Consider the following 20,302-nt stretch of genomic DNA (forward strand, 5'->3'; position numbering starts at 1 on the left):
ATATGAGCAGCACGAGGTGCCGCTATATTCGGCCGATGACAACAGGACGCAAATTCCCTCCTTTGTCCGTATATATAGAAACCCTTAAGCTCTACTACGCAGCCGCTTAATAATGGTTCCAACTTTTTGAGCGGTATATACCAAATCTTTTTTAGTATTACCCAGCCCAAAACTGAATCGAATCGCAGAATCCATAATTTCTTCAGGTAATTGCATCGCCTCAAGTACATGAGACCGCGAGAGCGAGCCTGAGGTACATGCTGAGCCGCTTGCACAAGCTATACCTTCTACATCAAGATTCATGAGCATCGTCTCCGTTTTGACAGAAGGGAAGCTTACGTTAACGATGTGAGGAAGAACCTGTTCAGGATGACCATTCAACACGAATTCTCCTTCGCCGACTTCCTTGCTGAGCTCTTCAAGAAACACGCTTCGCAGTTCAAGATCGTGTGCGGTTCTATCTTCCATATGAGAAGCTGCCAGCTCCACTGCTGTGGCAAAACCAACAATCCCTGCCATATTCTCTGTACCCGCACGGCGTTTACGCTCCTGAAGTCCCCCGAACGCGATCGGATTCAGCTTCACCTCACGGCGCAAATACAGCGCACCGACACCTTGAGGTCCGTTAATTTTGTGGGCAGAGAAGCTCATCATATCCACAGGCAACGCATGCAGATTTATAGGAACAGAGCCGAGAGCCTGTACTGCATCGACATGAAATAACACACCATGCTCCCGTGCGATGCTTCCAATCTCTTCGATCGGCTGAATGGTCCCAACTTCGTTGTTGGCATACATCACGCTGATCAGAATCGTATCTGGTCTTATGGCCGATATCACATCATCCGTGCTGACAAGTCCATAGGAATCAACCGGAAGATAAGTAACCTCATAGCCCTCTTGTTCCAGCTGTTCAAAAGAATGAAGCACTGCGTGATGCTCAATGGAAGTGGTAATGATATGCTTTCCATTATTTTCATGGGCGGACAAGGCACCAAAAATAGCCAGGTTGTCACTCTCTGTCCCCCCTGACGTAAATATAAGCTCATCCGGAAAAGAGCCCAAAAAAGCCGCAATCTTATCCCGGGCACTGCTAACGGTACGCTTCGCGGCACGCCCGAAGGCATGCACGCTTGATGCGTTACCGAATTGACCAGTCATCACCTTAAGCATTGCTTCTGCAACTTCAGGATGCACAGGAGTGGATGCGGCATGATCCAAGTAGATATTCATTTGAGTTTCACCCCGCTTAAATATAGAACATGTAGCTGTCTGATTCGGTATCCTCTTTATAGGAGATCAGATCTTGAAGTGTTGTAGAATCCAGCACCTCTGCAATACTGTTGCGGATGCGCATCCACAAGTCACGTTTGGCCGGATCATCTTCTTCTGTAAAATCAACCGGAGAAATTGGTCCTTCCAGCACCCGAATAACATCTCCTGCTGTGATCGTAATGGGCTCGCGTGCCAAAATATATCCGCCATATGCTCCGCGGATACTCTTAACAAGACCTGCATTGCGAAGAGGTGCGATGAGCTGCTCCAGATAATGCTCTGACAGCTGATTCTTCTCTGCAATGCTCTTAAGTGAAGTCGGGCCCTCGCCAAATCGCCCGGACAGTTCCATCATAATTGTTAATCCGTAACGGCCTTTAGTAGATATCTTCAAGTGTGTACACCTCATTGTTTAGTAATATTCTAAGGAACCAGTCCTATTTTGTAATTATGAGCTCGTTCGCCTCATTTAGAAGTTTTATATCGTAATTAAATTCGGGCTTATGATCAGCATTGCCATATTTCACAGTATTCCGATCATAACCATTAAACAATGGTAACATAAACAGGACGTTTATGGGGAAAAAACAGTGACGATAATATTAAGAATTAGATGAAGCTTCTGACGATTCAGTTGCTCTATATCGTAATTGTTCGATTTACGTCGTAAGTTAGGGTATAGTGTGTTAAAATAAAACGCGTATTACAATTTTAGATAGAGATGGTGATGACGATGTCTAACGATAATCAAAACACCCGCGTCATCGTCGGCATGTCGGGAGGCGTTGATTCCTCCGTCACAGCACTGCTGCTCAAACAGCAGGGTTACGACGTCATCGGTATTTTCATGAAAAACTGGGACGACACCGATGAATTCGGTCATTGTACGGCAGAAGATGATGCGGAAGATGTCCGCCGCGTCTGTGAACAGCTGGACATTCCTTACTATACAGTCAACTTCGAGAAGGAATACTTTGATAAAGTATTTTCATATTTCCTAGATGAATATAAGTCCGGACGGACTCCTAATCCGGATGTCATGTGTAACCGTGAGATCAAATTCGGCGAATTTCTGAACAAGGCGCTCGACCTTGGGGCCGACTATGTTGCTACAGGACATTATGCACGTCTGATTCAAGAGGACGGAACATACAAGCTGCTTCGGGGTGTAGATAATAACAAGGATCAAACTTATTTCCTTAATGCACTGAATCAGGAGCAGCTGTCTAGAGCCATGTTCCCGATCGGTCATCTACCGAAGCCTGAGGTCCGCCGCATTGCGGAAGAAGCCGGTCTCTACACGGCCAAGAAGAAAGACAGCACGGGTGTATGCTTCATCGGTGAACGCAATTTCAAAGAATTCCTCTCTGGCTATCTGCCTGCCAAATCCGGCGATATGGTCGATATCGAGAGCGGAGAAATAAAGGGCCGTCACGATGGGCTCATGTATTATACGCTCGGTCAGCGTCAAGGTCTTGGCATCGGCGGCTCCGGCAATGGACAGCCTTGGTTTGTAGCAGATAAGGATTTAGAGAAAAACATTCTCTATGTTGTCCAAGGTGACAAGCATCCGAGCATGTACTCTACCGGACTTATTGCTACAGGAGTAAACTGGATCGCGGGTAATGATCACGTACCAAATGCTCCTTATCACTGTACTGCCAAGTTTAGATATCGCCAGCCTGATCAAGGCGTGACTCTGACCTGGCGTGAAGACGGCACGGTACATGTCAAGTTTGATCAAGAGCAAAAAGCAATTACGCCAGGACAAGCTGTCGTATTTTATGACGGTGATGTATGTCTCGGCGGCGGTACAATTGATATCGTTGAGAAGGTTGCTGCAGCTGCAGGTTCACCTGCCTAAGCGTGATCCCCAGATAAGCAGATGAGTAAAGCCATTCCTCATGTATTTCATGAAGAATGGCTTTTTTCCTGCTTTTTTTATAGGAATTATTAAAATTTTTAATTAACGATGAATGAAGTTAACCACATACCTGCGAATGCAGCAGCTATTCCCACGATTACAGAACTCATGACGTATAATGCTGCCTGTATACTTTTATCCGCTCTTATAAGCTGCATCGTCTCATACCCGAAGGTAGAAAATGTCGTATATGCTCCGCAAAATCCAATGCCGAGCACTGCCCACCCTAACGATGGCAATATGCCTTCCACGGTGAGCACATACAGGATCCCAAGCAGCAAGGATCCGCTGATATTAATCAACCAGGTCCCCCAAGGAAACGATGATCCTGCAGCGGCTGCCTTACGAGTGATGATTTTTCCAAGCGCATACCTGAGCATCGCGCCTGCCATGCCCCCTACTCCAGCAGCCCAGATCATATTGTGTTCTCCTTCCGTGTTGCCTTGCCTAACATCCATTTGCCCAATCGCAATCCTAACTCACTCATGATGATTCCGATCGCTACACTCAGAACCACATACAATAATCCAAGGAACAGCTCACTCATGCCAGCTAATCGGACAACATCCACCGTGAAGGTAGAGAACGTAGTAAAAGCACCGGTAAATCCGGTGCCAATACATAACCTCAGTTCGGGCCCCATACTCCATTTACCTGGAGTAACTGTGAAAAACCAGCCCAGAAAGAAGCAGCCTGCCATGTTAATCAGCCATATAGCCAGAGGAAATAAACCTTCTTCCGGTTGGATCAAATCTTGTACCCCATACCGGGCTGCCGTTCCCACAAATCCGCCGATTCCGATGTAAATAAGCTCCTTCATCCTCTTTGATTCCGGATTCTTCTCCGCTCCTGATTCAGCTTGATTTTGGATTCATTGCCTTGCTCCGTTGCCTCGTAGAAGATTTCATCCTGAATCTCCTTCGGCAAGTATTGCTGCTCTACATAATGCCCCGGATAATTGTGCGGATATTTGTAACCCACATGTCCAAGCTGAACAGAGCCTTTGTAGTGTCCGTCTCTTAGATGGAGAGGCACTTCCGCCGATTTTAATTCATCCATCGTAGCCATTGCTTTCGCTATAGCAGTGTACACTCGGTTGGACTTTGGACTCTCGACCGCGAACAGGATGGCCTGCGCAATGTTCAGCTTGGCCTCCGGCCAGCCGTTGTTGCGGTAAGCCTCAAGGGCAGATACAGCCTGTACCATCGCCTGTGGATTGGCAAGACCAATATCTTCGCTCGCCGCGGCAATGAGCCTGCGTATGAACGTCATTGGATCCATCCCCAGCTTCTCCACCGCATACAAGAACCAGAAAAGTGCTGCGTCACTGGAGCCCCGAATGCTTTTGTGAAAAGCGGACAGTACATCGTACTGTGTTGACTCATCCGCTTTGACGATGGGACGGCGAATCGATTCCTCGGCTACCGCAAGTGTAATATGAATGGTACCGTCTGACTCAGGCGGCGTCGTCAGCGCTGCCAGCTCCAATGCATTCAGCGCCCTTCTAATGTCTCCATTTGCCATGGAAGCGATATGAAGAAGGGCATCCTCATCCGCTTCCAGTTTCATATACCCGAGTCCTTTCTCTGAATCATGAAGAGCACGCCGCATGGCGAGGAGTGAATGCTCCTTGGTCAGTGATTCGAGCTGGAACAAGGTTGAACGGCTGAGCAAAGCTCCATTCACATAATGAAAGGGATTCTCTGTCGTTGCGCCGATGAAGATAATGGTTCCCTTCTCCACCGCGGGCAGCAAAGCATCCTGTCTAGAGCTGTTGAAACGGTGTACCTCATCCAGGAAGAGAATCGTCTTTGTGCCGTACATGGACTTATTATTTTGGGCCTGCTCGATGACCTCCCTCACGTCTTTGACGGAGGCATCGACTGCATTCAGCCGGACAAATTCCCCTTGGGTATGGTGAGAAATAATATGTGCGAGTGTCGTTTTGCCGCAGCCCGGAGGGCCGTACAGCAGGATGGATGAGACCTGATCTGCCTCAATCGCCCGTCTGAGCAGCTTCCCGGGTCCGACAATATGCTCCTGACCTATATATTCATCCAGGCTCTGCGGACGCATGCGATCAGCAAGCAGCCGTGCCTTCGGCTCCGCATCCTGGCTGTATGAGAATAAATCCATCATTTCACTTCCCTTAAGTTGTGCTTACCCTATCATAACACATGTCCTTCCTGTTCCTGATTTAGGAGTGACACGCTAGTAATTTTAATCTTAGGTCCGTACTGTTTGCGGATGACTTTTCTCGCTTCGATGGCGGTTCTGGCTTTGACAATGATTTCCTTGAACTCACTTTCTTCCGTATCAATGACAATCACGTATCTTCTCGCTCCGCATTTCATAACTACCACCTCCATGAAGCTTTAAACTTCTCTTTTTCAAAAATTCGATTTATTCAATCCTAAATCCTTTATCGGAATTCATTATGGTAAAATCTAACTATACGGTTGTTCAATACGTTCTCTCTAAATAGGGAGGTATGCACATGCTTAAACGAACGTCCGCGGCCAGTCTGCTTACGCTCACTCTGGTTATTTTCGGCGGAAGATTCTTCTTCACTTATAAACTGGACGGTCATATTTTGTATGCAGAGTATGCCATATGTCTGTTAGTCACTATCGGTGTGCTTCTGTATGGTCTTATCACGGAGCAGCGCAATTTGAAGAACAGAACTTATTCGAAGATGGAAATGGTGAAATGGTCTCGTGGTCACAAGGTCATCATTCTATGTTCAATCGTCATTATATTGCTGGGCAGCCATTTAATTTATTTGCAATTTCATCCTCCTGTGCCGACGACTGGACCTGTTGGAGATCTGCTGAATTCAAAACCAGATTGGTTTGATATAATGGTTCGTTTCTATATCATTACGGCTGCCGTCTTTACTGCTCTTCGTTCAACTCTTGTTATTCGTTCCTTCTCTCGTGCATTGGAGAATCAAAATGAGATTATTAAGGAGGATGCTGACCATCTCTAAGAAAAACTTGGCTTTAATTATTAGTATCTTCTGCTTTGCTGCTGGACTGTTCAGTGTAACATTTTTGCAATCGGACGGTCCCTTATGGGATTTTCCAATTATTTTAATCGCGTTAGCCAGCTGTAGTTCATTCCTATGCTATTCCATTCTGGAGTTTCGTGAGCTGTTGAACGAGAGAGATGAGGACAAAATCAAAAAATTTAAATCCGGCACTTATTATACTTTAATTGTATCCATCGTCTGGCTCCTGCTGTATATACCCAGGCTTCAGGATGATCTTACTCGAGAAGTGTTTGATGGAAGAGTAATGCCCATTGATTGGGACTCGGCACAGTTATATCTTCTGGGTATTATCTTTTTCTCATTGTTCCTGATACGCTCGATCGCAGGACTACAGCTTCTGAAGAAGCTCAAGCAGAAGGATATCTCGAACATAGAGTAAATCCCTAATTGAAATAGAAGAAGGAGAGCTGCATGTCTAAGAAAACGATAAGCATGGTTCTTTATATTGTAGGAATTGGTATATTCCTCATCCGTACGTTCGTTCACGAGGCTGACCGTCTGTTAAGTCTTGATTTCGTACTTCTCACTTTATTTACTGCAGGTGCAGGGATCTATATGATATGGCAAGAGAAGCATGAGCTGCTGGGCAGTGTGACGGATGAAAAGCTGCTCAAAATGCGAAAGCAATATCTTTTCGGCTTGTTCGGTATCGGTTTTGTTATACTTCTACAAGTCGATATGCTGTTCAATGAGCTGAATCCCAGACCTAAAATAAACGGCATACCAAGACCTGTCGATTGGTCCTCTGTTCAGATCAAAGTCTTTACCACCATCTTATTTACTGTAATATGGGCTCGATATATTCTCGGGTATTTCACCCTCCGAAACAAAAAAGCCGAGAACACATAAGCCGCATCCATATCATGGGTGCGACTTACGGTTCTCAACCTAATTAACTGCCAGCCTTACTCCGGCCAGCCATCAACAACAACCTCATCGTTATCCTGCTCCACGTAGTGAGGCCGGTCCTCACCATTCATGAGCCACAATTCATGCAGCGCACGCGTACAGCCGACATATAAGAGCTTGGCGTCCCATGCACTGCTGCCATAATGAGCTTGGTCCGCGTCAGCAACAATGACAGCATCGAATTCCAGTCCCTTGGACAGATACACCGGAAGCACTGAATAACCGCCCTCATATTGCTTCTTGCCGTCATCGATCAGATTAACCTCCAGTCCTTCTGACCGAAGCCGCTCATGCAGGGCTTTAGCTTCCCGCAGAGAGCGTGTCAGGATGGATACCGTCCGGTAGTCCTTGCCAATGAGCGTCTCCATTGCTTTTTTCAAGGAAGCTTCTCTTCCCTCTTGTCCGTAATCAATGAGCCGAACACCGTCTCCACTCCGGAACACGGGTACAGCGGTGATGCCGCTTTGAACTCCTTTTTCCAGAATCGTATTAGCAAACTCAATGACTTCCATCGTAGATCGATAGCTTCGGGTCAGCGCAAAATAATCATTATACTCCGGTGCAAAAAGTGAGCTCATTTCCTCCCACTGATGCACGCCTCGATAGGCATGAATGCCCTGGGACAAATCGCCGAGGATCGTAAAGGAGTGCCCTTTGACGAACAGATCCAGAAGTGCGATGTGAAATGGAGAGAAATCCTGCGCCTCGTCAATGACCACATGATCAAAGCGCTGATTACCATCCACCTCATGCACCAGTACATGCAAATAAACGAGCGCCGGAAGGTCCTCTTCGCGAATGACATTGTTCTTCAAATCAAGTGCTGTCGACTTTAACACAGACTTTGGAATCTGGCTGACGGCTTCCTCCGGCATGGGGCTTGCACCTTTGGCTGCTTTGAAGATCTGCTTGTAGAGTGTAAGCGGCTCGTATTTCGGCCATTTGTTGCCATACGCCTTCTCGCGTGTTGAGGCTTTCTTCTTCCACTCTTTTTGTACAGCTGCCGAAGGCGCCTTTTTGAGCTCCATTTCGATCCAGCGATGTACCCGGGCCATAACTCGTTCTTTGCGCTTCGCGAGAGGGTAAGGTTTATACTCTTCCTCAAACCACTTCACAATCTCTGCTTTCGGAAGCACAGCGCCGTCCCACGGTGAGAAGTCCATGTCCGGTACCGAGCTGATCTCCATCCTCTTAATGCAGTCACGGAGAATTTCCATAAATGCGATAGATCCCTTAAACCGTCCCGGCACTTCCTCCGTAATCTCCGGCAGCTCTCCTTCACCCTCGAACCAATAAGACAGCGTCTCTGCAGGATCAGCCAATCTCAGCTCCAGGTCCAGCAAATTCATCGCCCAATCCGAGAAGGTGCTCTGCTGAATATCACCCACACCGAGCTCAGGCAGAACGTTTGAAATGTAATCCAGGAACATATTATTGGGGGCAAAAATAATCATCTTCTCTGCCGATACCTGCTCCTTGTACTGATACAGCAAAAATGCTAAACGATGCAGCGCAACGGTTGTTTTACCACTACCTGCAACCCCCTGAATAATGAGCGCTGTGTTCCGGGCGGCCCGGATAATCCGGTCCTGCTCGGCCTGAATTGTTGATACAATATCTCGCAGCTTATTGTCCTTATTCTCCCCAAGTCGATAGACGAGGAACTCATCAGATACGGCAGGCTGGTCACTATCCCGATTATAGGTGTCGGCCACACGCTCAAGAATCTGCTGGCGAATCACAATATTCCGCTTCAAATAAACGAGACCTTCAATGATGCCTTCCGGCGATTCATATTCTGCGGGTCCATCTCCGCCGGTAAAAGAATAAAAGAGACTCGCCACTGGCGCCCGCCAATCAATGACCAGCGGCTGATCTGTGTATTCTTCACGATCTACGCCGACTTTGCCAATGTATAACGGTTTTGAACTGCCAGTGCCGAGCTCTTCAAAATCAAGACGTCCGAAATAGGGCTCCTTTACGCTCTTAGAAAGTCTTTGTCTGCGTTCCTCTCGTCCCGCCTCCAGTACCTGCTCCGTAAAGTCATGCCCGGTATATACCGGAACCGACTGAAGCTTCGCAAGCTGCTGATCGACTTCCTTCATCGTATCTTTAAGCCTCTGCTCCTCTTCTTGATAGGCACTTTGAATCGTGTCATCCATAGTTCAGTTACCTCCTAAGAATTATTTTGCAGCTCGGACGTGTCCGTACAGCAAAAGGAGTACTAATATACCACAAAAAATAAAGAAAAGCCATTCATTTCCGGAGAGGCCTAGACTTCGTCATGGTGTGGTATAAGCCTCTTTTACAACAAGGCATACACTACAAAATTGAGCAGGAAGAGTACGGCTATGAAATACATAACCTTAGGCACTTCCCTTCCTTGTCCGGCCGCCAGCTTAGCTACGGGATACGCGATGAATCCAAATGCCATTCCATCTACAATGCTATAGGTGAAGGGAATCATCACCATAATCAGAAATGCAGGAAAGGCTTCGGTATAATCCGAGAATTTGATATCCTTAACGCTTTGTACCATCAGACCTCCGATAATGATCAGAATGGGTGCAATTGCACTGTCCGGTATGAGCGTTAATAATGGGATGAACAAAAATGTAGCTCCAAACAATACCGCTGTCGTGAGCGGCGTAAGCCCGGTTCGTCCTCCCGCAGCAATTCCTGCCGTTGTCTCGGCTGCTGCGACTACAGGACTTGTACCGAAAATTCCTGCAAACACATTCGTAATGGAAAGTGCCCGAAGGCTTCCTTTAAATGTCTCCGGACGCTGAGTAATGTTCGTATGCGAGGCAATGAGTCCAATATTTTCAAATACAACAATAAGCAGCAGCAAGAAGACCGCAATCCAGAAGGATAGATTCACCAGCCCTGTAAAAGACAGCTCTCCAAACAATTGTCCATACTCTCGTATGGGCTCGGATGCGGACATCATTTGAGATGGGGCTTCTGCAGCACCAAGTACATAGGCCAATATCGTACCTGCGACCATGCTAATAAGAAGACCGCCCTGCACATTTCTCACGAACAACACAAAAGCTAACAGTAAGGTAAGACAAGCGGTCAGCACACCAGGATCATCAAAATGGCCGATCGTTACAAAGGTCGTTTGATGCGCGACAACGATCCCGCTTTTTTGAAGACCGATAAAGGTCAGGAACAAGCCGATCCCCACCGTGATGCCATGCTGTAGATTATGAGGGATCGCTTCACTTATCACTTTATACAGGTTCGTAAAGGCGACAACCGCAAACAGAATGCCCGTAATCGTGACCACCGCTAATGCTTCCTGCCAAGTCAATTTCATCGAATGCACCAGTGTATAAGCAAAAAATGCGTTAATTCCCATTCCCGGAACTACGATAATCGGTGATTTGCCGATAAACGCCATGAATAGACAGCCGGCAATCGAAGTTAACAAGGTTCCCACCATCGCTGCCTGCAGCGGCATACCTGCATCCGCCAGAATAGACGCATTGACCATTACAATATAAACAACAGAGAAGTAGGAGATAATTCCTGCTCCAAGCTCTTTCTTGAGCACATCTCCTTGTCTCATTCCAACCCATCGGAACAGACTTTTTTGTTTCATATACGCTAATCCTTTCTCTCACTTCATTACAGTTATCAGATATTCATACAAATGCTCAGATACTCAAATACTCCATACAAAGAAAAAAAGCGTGAATACCATACGCTGGTATCCACGCGGGAACAAGTTTATCTTGTTCAGTTTGTGCTCATTTTAAACCTGAAAGCATCGGCTTAAGCTTCTTATTTCTCGGCAAGCAAATCCTTGATGGCTTCACTGACCATGATAAGTCCTGCAACAGGAGGCACAAAAGCATTACTTGCAGGTGGCTGTTTTGCTTTTCGGATCTCAGGTGCATTTTCCGGAACAATCTTATCCGTTACATCCTGACGCGGCTTCATCGGCTGCTCTGTAGAGAAGACGACTTTTACACCTTTTTTAATCCCGTGCTCCTTGCGCAGTTTGTTACGAATGACACGAGCCATCGGATCCATGGAGGTCTTGGAAATGTCGGCAACCTGAAACTTGGAAGGATCCATTTTGTTGGCGGCTCCCATGCTGGAGATCATCGGAATTCCTCTCTCCATACACTCCTTGATTAAGTGGATCTTGTAAATAATTGTATCGGAGGCATCCAGTACATAATCCAGCTCGTATTTAAACAATTCCTCGTAAGTTTCTTCCGTATAGAACATGTTAAGCGCAATAGCATCGATCTCCGGATTAATCAGCTTCACCCGATCTACCATCAGATCTGCTTTCTTCTGACCAATCGTCGTCGTTAGGGCATGGATCTGACGATTGATATTCGTAATGTCGACGACATCCTTATCAATCATAATAATCCGTCCTACCCCGGTACGAGCCAGAGCTTCCACGGCCATTGAGCCGACGCCCCCGATGCCGAGAACAGCAACAGTGCTGTTCTTCAGCTTCTCCAGGCCTTCCGGTCCAATCGCAAGTTCCGTTCTTGAAAATTGATGTAGCATGGTGACAATTCGTCCCCCTTACTTAGTTCTTTTCCGCTTTGGGCTTGCGAGAAACGCGGATATGAAGCTGTTCCAGCTGCTTCGTATCTACTTCCGACGGCGCGTTCATGAGCAAGTCTGTAGAGCTTGCTGTTTTCGGGAATGCAATCGTTTCACGGAGGTTGTTACGTCCTGCAAGCAGCATAACCAAACGGTCGAAACCGAACGCGATACCGCCATGTGGAGGCGTGCCGTATTCAAATGCATCCAGCAAGAAACCAAATTTATCGTAAGCTTCTTCCGTGGACAGACCAAGCGCACCGAACATTTTCTCTTGTACATCCCGTTTAAAGATACGCATAGAGCCGCCGCCTACTTCATAACCGTTCAGTACCAAGTCATAAGCCTGAGCACGAATCTGACCCGGATCGGTATCGAACAAGTGCAGATCCTCTTCCTTCGGACGCGTGAACGGATGATGCTCTGCCACATAACGTTTCTCGTCTTCATCGTATCCCAGGAGTGGGAAATCCACTACCCAAGCAAATTTAAACTTATTGTCGTCGATCAAACCAAGCTGACGGCCGATTTTCAAACGCAGTGCGCCCAACACATCTGCTACTACTTTTTTATTGTCAGCTGAGAACAGAAGCAAGTCTCCGTCCTCTGCACCTGTACGTTCCTTGATCGCTTCGATTTCTTCAGGTGACATGAATTTCACGATAGGCCCCTTGAATTCGCCTTCCTTCACTTGGATCCAAGCCAGACCCTTCGCCCCATAACGTGCTGCATAAGGTCCCAGATCGTCAATCTCTTTACGAGTCCACGTTCCACAGCCTTTGGCGTTCAGGCATTTAACCTCTCCGCCTTTTTCGATAACCGAAGCAAACACTTTTACTCCGCTCGTGGCTACAATATCGTTCAGCTCGACAAGCTCCATGCCGAAGCGCAGATCTGGTTTGTCAGAACCATATTTACCCATGGCATCTGCATAAGTAATACGCTGGAACGGAGTTTCGATCTCGACTCCTTTGGTTTCGCGGAACAATTTAACCATAAGCTCTTCCATCATTGGCAGCAGCTCATCCTGCTGGAGGAAGGAAGTTTCAATGTCGACCTGCGTAAATTCCGGCTGACGGTCTGCACGAAGATCCTCATCACGGAAACAGCGGGCGATTTGATAGTAACGCTCAAGACCACCTACCATCAGAAGCTGCTTGTAAACTTGCGGTGATTGTGGCAAAGCGAAAAATTCGCCTTCATGCACACGGCTTGGCACCAGGTAATCCCGTGCACCTTCCGGTGTGCTCTTTGTCAGAATTGGTGTTTCTACTTCAATAAACTCTTTCTCATCCAGGTAATCACGGAATACCTTGGCTGCTTTGGAACGCAGACGAAGCGTTTCCTGCATTTCCGGACGACGCAGGTCCATATAGCGATATTTCAAACGAAGGGATTCATCCACTTCAATTCCGTCTTCGATAAAGAACGGAGGTGTTTTGGATGCATTCAGCACTTCAATCTCTGTAATCTGTACTTCAATCAAGCCTGTTGGCAGGTTCGGGTTAACCGTCTCTTCATCACGCTTTACTACCGTTCCTGTCACTGCCAGAACGTATTCACTGCGGACACGGTCAGCAATTTTGAGCGCCTCGCCGGAGTAATCCGGGTTAAATACGATCTGTACGATACCGCTGCGGTCACGCAGATCAATAAAGAGCACGCCCCCGAGGTCACGGCGAGTCTGTACCCAACCGTTCAGTGTAACTGTTTGACCGATGTGCTCGGTCGTGAGTGTTCCGCATTGATGACTTCTTTGCATCTTCATTCTCCTTTTTGATCAAAAATTATATAAAATGTTTAGGAAACTTATTAAAGTCACCCTCCTAAATCCTCCCTGACAGGGAGGACCCCAGATGGCGCCTGCCCTCTGGACACCCGGAAGCTGCAGCAGATGCAACAGTTGGTGGAAGGTGAAAAAACTTACGTTGGTGGTGGGAGCGCTACCGTCCTAACCTTTGCAGCGAAGCTGCAAAGGTTAGGACCCCGCTTCCCCAAGAGCATGAAAACCCTTGTAGCCTTCGGCGTAACTTGCATTGCTTCGCTTCATGCAAGGTCAAAGGCAGGTAAACCCTTTAGCCTTCGGCGTGTCTTACATTGCTTTGCTTCATGCAAGATGAAAGCCGGGTAAACCCCTGTAGCCTTCGGCGTGGCTTGCATCGCTGCGCTTCATGCAAGGCAAGGGCGTGAAAACCCTGGTAGCCTTCGGCGTATCTTGCATTGCTTCGCTTCATGCAAGCATGGAGCGCTGCTGCACTATTGCAGCGCGGAGACCAGGTCGGCGAGCTTCACAACACGCTGCTCGCCGTCTTGCATTGACTTGAGCGTGATTTCTCCCCGCTCAAGCTCATCCTCGCCAAGAATCGCGGTATACCGCGCCTTCAGGCGATCGGCAGACTTCATTTGGGCCTTCATCTTCCGGCCCAAATAATCGCGCTCTCCGCTGTATCCAGCTTGGCGCAGTTTAAACAGCTGCGCTGTCACCTCGGCTTCAGCAGCTTCGCCAAGGGCAACGAAATAAACATCCAGCGGCTTCACCGCATCAAGCTCCACTCCCTGCTTATCCAGAATCAGCAGGATACGCTCAAGACCGATACCAAAACCGATACCCGGCTGATCCGGGCCGCCAATACCAGCTACAAGACCGTTATATCGACCGCCGCCGCCAATAGTGTCAATAGCGCCGATACCTTCGGCTTTTAGCTCAAACGCAGTCATCGTGTAATAATCAAGTCCCCTTACAAGACGGTGATTCAACGTATAAGGAATTTCCATGCTGTCCAAATAGGCTTGTACCTTCTTGAAGTGGTTCGTTTCTTCCTCACTCAGGCTGTCCAGAATAGAAGGCGCATCTGTAAATTTATCCTGATCCACTTTGCAGTCGAGCACACGCAGCGGGTTCCGATCCATCCGGGATTGACAATCCTTACACAGTGATTCTCTCATCGGATTCAGGAAGGCCAGCAGGGTCTCACGATATGCTGCCCGGCTCTCCGCATTACCCACCGAGTTCAGCTCCACGTTAACGCCCTGGAGTCCCAGCTCCCGGCAAAATTGATATCCGAGCGCAATAACCTCTGCGTCAATCGCAGGGTCTACCGAACCAAACGCCTCCACTCCAAACTGGTGAAATTGACGCTGGCGTCCAGCCTGCGGCCGTTCATATCTGAACATCGGGCCTGTGTAATATAGCTTCGTCACATCTGGCTCTCCGTACAGCTTGTTCTCCACGTAGGAGCGCACAACTCCTGCTGTTCCTTCCGGCCGAAGCGTCATGCTTCGATCGCCCTTATCTTTGAACGTGTACATTTCTTTCTCTACAATATCCGTTGTTTCTCCTACACCCCGTTCAAACAGGTTCGTCTGCTCGAATATCGGTGTGCGAATCTCTCGGTAGTTAAACCGCCCGCACAGCTCTCTTGCCTTACTCTCAACATATTGCCACTTCTCTACCACACCTGGCAGCAAATCCTGTGTCCCTGTCGGTTTTTGAAAAGCCATTTTACATCCCTCCATCACTATCCACGTCATCATACTTGTATCTAAATTTTCTGATAAACGAATCAATTTCATAATACCTTTGAATCAAACATAATTTGAAAACAAAAAAAATCTCCCGCCCTGTTTCATACATGAAACAGGGACGAGAGATTGCGATAAGCACATCTACCGTGGTACCACCCACATTCCGAACAAAGATTACAGCTCATTCTTCGTTCGCTTAAGGCGTGTAACGCTCGCCAGCGCGATACGGCTAATCACCAGATTGCTTTCGCCGTCCGTTCTCGAGGAAGTCATTCGTCCGGTCATCATGAGAATCCTTCCAGCCTAAGGGATTCATCTCTAAGCATGTGGGGCACGGAGTACTTGGTCCTGTCATCAAATCAACTTAATATATCCTTATATTATTGTTCGATTGTAATGAACCCATACGTTAAAGTCAAGCATTTTCCAAAAGAAATTAACATGCGAGGTAAACTAATTCCAGAAAATAGACAGAAAAAAACCTACAAAAACGGTTTGTAGGTTCAAAGTATATATTAAAAAAGGGGGTCATGCTGTTATTATAAACAGCATATATTAATAATTGATGTTGTTAATATTACGAGTGTATTACAATTTTGAAAGCGCTTTACATAACTTGGACTCACGCATCTAATTCAAATAAACTCTTATACAAAGCCCTGTGAATTACACATCGATCCTTGCGAATAAAGCTTGCTCTCTACCCTATCAATAAAGATTACTCATCCATCTCCACATATCCGCCTTTAGAACGAATTTTGTTTACGACTTCCTCGTACTCTTCATCCTTTACCTTCACAGATAATACATAATGGAGGTCGTCATAGTCGTCAGTAAATACATCCTCCGCATTTAACAGCCCGCCTTCTCGATTTCCATTGCGATCTGCCGCTGTTGGTTCATCCGGATTACGATCAGATACAACGGGAATTACAGCCTCCGTTTGTGTTCCAGCTGCTGTGCCTACAGCACCTGTGGAATTAACTCCCCCTACGTTGTTATAGGGAACAAGTGGAATAAGAATTCGATTTGATCTCCCAATGGAAGAATCCAGTTCACCTACCTCCAATTGCTCTGTAGCAAACGCATGCAGGGAGATTCTTGCACCTTCCGCCTCATCCTCGGTTCTGAAATACGCTTGTATTCTCTTCGACATGACAAACCCTCCTTATTAAAATAGTTAGTGCTTGTGTAAATTTGAAGCAGTCCTTTTTAAGCCGGCTCCAATTTATATCGCTTTTAGTATTTCTCGTACAAATGCAGGTTCATCCTCAGGTGTACGGGATGTAATAAAATTGCCATCCACAACGGCTTCCTCATCACGGAATTCAGCACCAGCATTGATCATATCGTCTTTAAGCGGTGGATAAGAAGTAACGGTACGTCCCTTCAACAGATCCGCGCTCGCCAAAATTTGCGGGCCATGGCATATCGCTGCAATTGGTTTCTTCGCCTGATTGACTTCGGTAACGAAGGTCAGAATTTGATCATTCAAACGAAGATTTTCTGGTGAAGATCCACCCGGAATGACGACGGCGTCATAATCAGCTGCACTAACCTCCGTAATGGCTTTTTCAATTGTGTACTCTTCTTTTCCTTGTTTCCCTTTCACGGTAGCTCCTGCTTCAAGGCCGATAATCACGGCTTCATGTCCTGCTTTTTTTACCTCATCGTAGGGAACTTTCATTTCCGAGTCTTCGAATTGGTCTGCTAACAAAAATGCTACTTTACTCATTGATTATCGTCTCCTTTCAAGGCAATAGCGCCTCGAGTATTCATTACCCTGAATAATCTGTTTTATAACATCCTCGCCAAATGAAAAAAACTATCCCCTCGGGAAGTACCTCTCCAAGAGAATAGCTCTAAGATCGCGGCAGCCGGATTCTGGCCGGCTTATCTGTTGTTGTCGTTTCATACAACGAGATGGTTTTGGCTGCGGCTATGTTGGCCAAGTGCATGGCTTCGGATACACTTCCCGGCAGAAGCAGCATAGACACGTTCATGTTCATTTGCTTAAGGGATTGTCGCATATAAAAAGACACCGTCCTTACTAGGGTTATTCTATACCTAGTATGTCCCGGTGTCTTCGGAATTAATCTGCTGTAAACTTATGAAGTCAAGCTAGACCTTGCTCTCTAATATCAATGTCACAGGTCCGTCATTATTCAGCGCCACATCCATCATCGACCCAAATTTCCCTGTTTCAACGGTAAGCCCTTTGCTTCTGAGCTGCTCATTGAAATATTCATATAACGGCTCCGCCACATCAGGCCTCGCCGCAGCCATGAAATTCGGTCTTTTACCTTTACGGGTGTCCCCATACAGCGTAAATTGAGATACGGATAAGATGGCACCGCCGACATCCATAATACTCTCGTTCATTTTTCCGGCTTCATCCTCAAATACACGTAAACCGGCAATCTTATCAGCCAAGTAGTCAGCATCCTTCTGAGTATCCTCATGCGTAATACCAACAAGCAGCATAAATCCACGATTAATCTGGCCAACAACCTCTTGATCTACAGTCACTTTCGCTTCGCTTACACGCTGCAATACCACTCTCATGTTGATCTGTACTCCTTATTGCATAATCCGATGGACAGAGTATACATCTTTAACTCGCTTAATTCGCTCTACAACCGATTGCAGATGATCCGTATTCCGAATCAGAATGGTCATATGAACCTGAGCAAGCTTATTCTTATCTGTGCGACCTGTAACCGCAGATATATTGGTCTTACTCTCGGACACAGCCTGGAGTACTTCATTAAGCAGTCCATTCCGATCATGTCCAGTAATTTCAATATCTACGCTGTAGCTCGCCGTTTCATTCTCGTTCTCCCACTCCACTTCAATCACACGTGCAGCTTCTTCCCCTTCAAGATCCAATGAAGGAAGATTCGGGCAATCGGTGCGATGGACAGAGACCCCGCGACCGCGCGTAACATACCCTACAATGTCGTCACCTGGAACCGGATTACAGCAGCGCGCAAACCGTACAAGCAAATTATCAATGCCTTTGACTTTAACACCGTTCGTATGCTGAACTTTCCGCTCAGGAGCAGCCTTAATTTCCTTACGTTCTGTCGTGAGCTCAAGCAGGCTTGCTTCCTCCTGCTCTTTCCGGAGCTTCTCCGTCAGACGTGTGACGATTTGGGATGCTGTAATACCACTGAAGCCAATCGCAGACAGCATATCATCGATATCGTTAAACGCGAACCGTTTGCAGACCTCCTGCAATTTGTCATCCGTAAGCCATTGAGAAGGCTCCAGACCAATTCGCTTCAGCTCACGCTCAAGGCTCTCTCGACCTTTTTCGACATTTTCTTCACGTTTCTCTTTCTTATACCACTGTTTAATCTTACTGCGTGCATGAGAAGACTGTGCAATCTTCAACCAGTCACGGCTCGGACCATACGAATGCTTGGAAGTCAGAATTTCGACAATATCGCCAGTCTTCAGCTGATAGTCCAGTGGTACAATTCGGCCATTAACTTTGGCTCCAATGGTGCGGTTACCTACTTCTGTATGAATCCGGTAAGCAAAATCAAGAGGCACGGAGCCTGCAGGAAGCTCAATGACTTCACCTTTTGGAGTAAACACAAATACAAGATCCGAGAAAAAGTCCATCTTCAAGGATTCTACAAACTCAGAAGCATCCTTCGCTTCATTTTGCAGCTCTAGAATCTCTCTGAAGAACGTAATACTGTCCTCTAAATTATTGCCTCCGCCTTCCTTATATGCCCAGTGAGCAGCAATACCGAATTCTGCTGTACGGTGCATATCCCAAGTACGAATCTGGACCTCGGTCGGCTCTCCCTTTGGACCTACTACGGTCGTATGCAGAGACTGATACATATTGGCTTTGGGCATCGCAATATAATCTTTGAATCTTCCAGGCATTGGCTTCCATAAGGTATGGATAATTCCGAGGGTGGCATAGCAATCTTTAATATTATCAACAATAATTCGAATAGCGAGCAGATCGTAAATTTCGTTAAACTGTTTGTTCTTGCTCGTCATCTTCTTATACACACTGTATATATGTTTAGGGCGTCCGGACAGATCGGCCTGAATTCCCATCTCACCCAGCTTGTCGGATATACGATCAATGACATTATCGATATATTGCTCACGTTCTGCACGCTTCTTGTGCATCAGATTAGCAATGCGATAGTACTGCTGCGGGTTCAAATAACGGAGTGCAATATCCTCCATCTCCCACTTAATCGCCGAGATCCCGAGCCGGTTGGCAATCGGACAGAAGATCTCCAAGGTTTCATACGAAATACGGCGCTGACTTTCTTCGGACTGAAATTTCAACGTACGCATATTGTGGAGACGGTCCGCCAGTTTAATAACAATGACCCTGATATCCTGAGCCATTGCAATGAACATCTTCCGGTAGTTCTCGTTCTGCTGCTCCTCTTTTGAACGGAATTTAATACGCTCCAGCTTCGTCAGACCATCCACCAGCATGGCGCATGTATCTCCGAACTTCTCTTTGATCTCGTCCAGTGATACCGTAGTGTCTTCAACGACATCATGAAGCAGGGCAGCAATAATTGATATGCTGTCCATCTGCATGTTCACCACGATATCTGCAACAGCTAGCGGGTGCAATATATACGGTTCGCCCGATTTGCGCGTCTGTCCGTGATGAGCTTTCTCAGCAAAGTCATAGGCTTCACGGATCCGGGTTAATTCGGGTTCTTTGATATAGGCTCCAGCCTTTTCCAGTAATTGCTCTATGCCCATCTAATCTTGTCCGATTCCTTTCTATAATAAAATGGAACCCGCCGATCTTACATCTACACAGGTTCCCCGAAAAAGTGATTTTATAATATTATGACGCTTACCTGCTTCTACGTCAACCGTCGTCATAAGATGACAAGTTATGCTTTTTTCACCAGCTATAATAATATAGGCATCTGCTCCAACTCTGAAAGGCTGTCCAACCGCACATTTGGTATGAAAAGAAATTCATTGAAAAATGTCGGAAAACTGTATAATCTATTAAGGATTGTAGAGGCTACATATAT

Annotated in this window: 20 protein-coding genes; 4 read left to right on the plus strand and 16 right to left on the minus strand. The window is 46.7% G+C overall.

What is annotated here, in order from left to right; all coding sequences use genetic code 11:
• Positions 1-84 precede the first annotated feature (84 nt).
• Together PUW25_RS19810 and cymR are read right to left on the minus strand one after the other, a co-directional pair.
• Complete coding sequence (locus PUW25_RS19810) at positions 85-1,233, minus strand: cysteine desulfurase family protein (RefSeq protein ID WP_047913301.1); 1,149 nt, start codon at positions 1,231-1,233, stop codon at positions 85-87.
• 16 nt (positions 1,234-1,249) lie between these two features.
• Positions 1,250-1,669: a cysteine metabolism transcriptional regulator CymR gene (gene cymR, locus PUW25_RS19815; protein WP_047913302.1), complete on the minus strand. Its 420-nt coding sequence runs from the start codon at positions 1,667-1,669 to the stop codon at positions 1,250-1,252.
• A gap of 333 nt (positions 1,670-2,002) precedes the next feature.
• On the opposite strand from cymR, the gene mnmA reads away from it, so the two are divergent.
• The gene (gene mnmA / locus PUW25_RS19820; protein WP_047913303.1) at positions 2,003-3,139 is read left to right on the plus strand and encodes a tRNA 2-thiouridine(34) synthase MnmA; all 1,137 of its coding nucleotides are present in this window, start codon (positions 2,003-2,005) and stop codon (positions 3,137-3,139) included.
• 98 nt (positions 3,140-3,237) lie between these two features.
• Here mnmA and crcB (PUW25_RS19825) read toward each other — a convergent pair whose 3' ends face one another.
• From crcB (PUW25_RS19825) to PUW25_RS19840, 4 genes are read right to left on the minus strand one after another with little or no spacing between them, the layout of a single operon-like run.
• Positions 3,238-3,618: a fluoride efflux transporter CrcB gene (gene crcB / locus PUW25_RS19825; RefSeq protein ID WP_047913304.1), complete on the minus strand. Its 381-nt coding sequence runs from the start codon at positions 3,616-3,618 to the stop codon at positions 3,238-3,240.
• Complete coding sequence (gene crcB / locus PUW25_RS19830; protein ID WP_047913305.1) at positions 3,615-4,019, minus strand: fluoride efflux transporter CrcB; 405 nt, start codon at positions 4,017-4,019, stop codon at positions 3,615-3,617. The genes crcB (PUW25_RS19825) and crcB (PUW25_RS19830) overlap by 4 nt, the downstream gene beginning before the upstream one ends.
• Positions 4,016-5,335 carry a replication-associated recombination protein A gene (locus PUW25_RS19835; protein ID WP_047913306.1) on the minus strand — a complete coding sequence of 440 codons (1,320 nt, stop codon included), beginning with the start codon at positions 5,333-5,335 and terminating at the stop codon, positions 4,016-4,018. The genes crcB (PUW25_RS19830) and PUW25_RS19835 overlap by 4 nt, the downstream gene beginning before the upstream one ends.
• 32 nt (positions 5,336-5,367) lie before the next feature.
• Positions 5,368-5,553 carry a hypothetical protein gene (locus PUW25_RS19840; protein WP_047913307.1) on the minus strand — a complete coding sequence of 62 codons (186 nt, stop codon included), beginning with the start codon at positions 5,551-5,553 and terminating at the stop codon, positions 5,368-5,370.
• 143 nt (positions 5,554-5,696) lie between these two features.
• Between PUW25_RS19840 and PUW25_RS19845 the strand changes: the two genes are divergently transcribed.
• From PUW25_RS19845 to PUW25_RS19855, 3 genes are read left to right on the plus strand one after another with little or no spacing between them, the layout of a single operon-like run.
• Positions 5,697-6,188 carry a hypothetical protein gene (locus PUW25_RS19845; RefSeq protein ID WP_047913308.1) on the plus strand — a complete coding sequence of 164 codons (492 nt, stop codon included), beginning with the start codon at positions 5,697-5,699 and terminating at the stop codon, positions 6,186-6,188.
• Positions 6,172-6,630 carry a hypothetical protein gene (locus PUW25_RS19850; RefSeq protein WP_047913309.1) on the plus strand — a complete coding sequence of 153 codons (459 nt, stop codon included), beginning with the start codon at positions 6,172-6,174 and terminating at the stop codon, positions 6,628-6,630. The genes PUW25_RS19845 and PUW25_RS19850 overlap by 17 nt, the downstream gene beginning before the upstream one ends.
• 32 nt (positions 6,631-6,662) lie before the next feature.
• Positions 6,663-7,100 (plus strand): hypothetical protein, encoded by a 438-nt coding sequence (locus PUW25_RS19855; RefSeq protein WP_047913310.1) that lies wholly within the window; start codon positions 6,663-6,665, stop codon positions 7,098-7,100.
• A gap of 56 nt (positions 7,101-7,156) precedes the next feature.
• On the opposite strand, the gene PUW25_RS19860 is transcribed toward PUW25_RS19855, so the two are convergent.
• From PUW25_RS19860 to PUW25_RS19905, 10 genes are all read right to left on the minus strand, one after another.
• A complete protein-coding gene (locus tag PUW25_RS19860; protein WP_047913311.1) occupies positions 7,157-9,322 on the minus strand; it encodes a HelD family protein in 2,166 nt (721 codons plus the stop codon).
• Positions 9,323-9,465: 143 nt separating this feature from the next.
• Complete coding sequence (locus PUW25_RS19865; RefSeq protein WP_047913312.1) at positions 9,466-10,767, minus strand: NCS2 family permease; 1,302 nt, start codon at positions 10,765-10,767, stop codon at positions 9,466-9,468.
• A gap of 182 nt (positions 10,768-10,949) precedes the next feature.
• The gene (locus PUW25_RS19870) at positions 10,950-11,696 is read right to left on the minus strand and encodes a tRNA threonylcarbamoyladenosine dehydratase (RefSeq protein ID WP_047913313.1); all 747 of its coding nucleotides are present in this window, start codon (positions 11,694-11,696) and stop codon (positions 10,950-10,952) included.
• A 22-nt stretch (positions 11,697-11,718) separates the two neighbouring features.
• Complete coding sequence (gene aspS, locus PUW25_RS19875; RefSeq protein WP_047913314.1) at positions 11,719-13,497, minus strand: aspartate--tRNA ligase; 1,779 nt, start codon at positions 13,495-13,497, stop codon at positions 11,719-11,721.
• Between the two features lie 494 nt (positions 13,498-13,991).
• Positions 13,992-15,236 (minus strand): histidine--tRNA ligase, encoded by a 1,245-nt coding sequence (gene hisS / locus PUW25_RS19880; RefSeq protein ID WP_047913316.1) that lies wholly within the window; start codon positions 15,234-15,236, stop codon positions 13,992-13,994.
• 742 nt (positions 15,237-15,978) lie between these two features.
• On the minus strand, positions 15,979-16,416 hold the full coding sequence (locus tag PUW25_RS19885; protein WP_205054861.1) for a hypothetical protein: 438 nt from the start codon (positions 16,414-16,416) through the stop codon (positions 15,979-15,981).
• A gap of 72 nt (positions 16,417-16,488) precedes the next feature.
• Positions 16,489-16,995 carry a type 1 glutamine amidotransferase domain-containing protein gene (locus PUW25_RS19890; RefSeq protein ID WP_047913318.1) on the minus strand — a complete coding sequence of 169 codons (507 nt, stop codon included), beginning with the start codon at positions 16,993-16,995 and terminating at the stop codon, positions 16,489-16,491.
• A gap of 127 nt (positions 16,996-17,122) precedes the next feature.
• A complete protein-coding gene (locus tag PUW25_RS19895; protein WP_205054862.1) occupies positions 17,123-17,290 on the minus strand; it encodes a hypothetical protein in 168 nt (55 codons plus the stop codon).
• Positions 17,291-17,381: 91 nt separating this feature from the next.
• On the minus strand, positions 17,382-17,825 hold the full coding sequence (gene dtd, locus PUW25_RS19900; RefSeq protein WP_274337442.1) for a D-aminoacyl-tRNA deacylase: 444 nt from the start codon (positions 17,823-17,825) through the stop codon (positions 17,382-17,384).
• Positions 17,826-17,840: 15 nt separating this feature from the next.
• Positions 17,841-20,018, minus strand: coding sequence for a RelA/SpoT family protein (locus tag PUW25_RS19905; protein WP_205054864.1), 2,178 nt, complete (start codon positions 20,016-20,018; stop codon positions 17,841-17,843).
• Between the last annotated feature and the right edge of the window lie 284 nt (positions 20,019-20,302).

The sequence above is a fragment of the Paenibacillus urinalis genome, from assembly GCF_028747985.1.
GTDB classification, from domain to species: Bacteria; Bacillota; Bacilli; order Paenibacillales; family Paenibacillaceae; genus Paenibacillus; species Paenibacillus urinalis.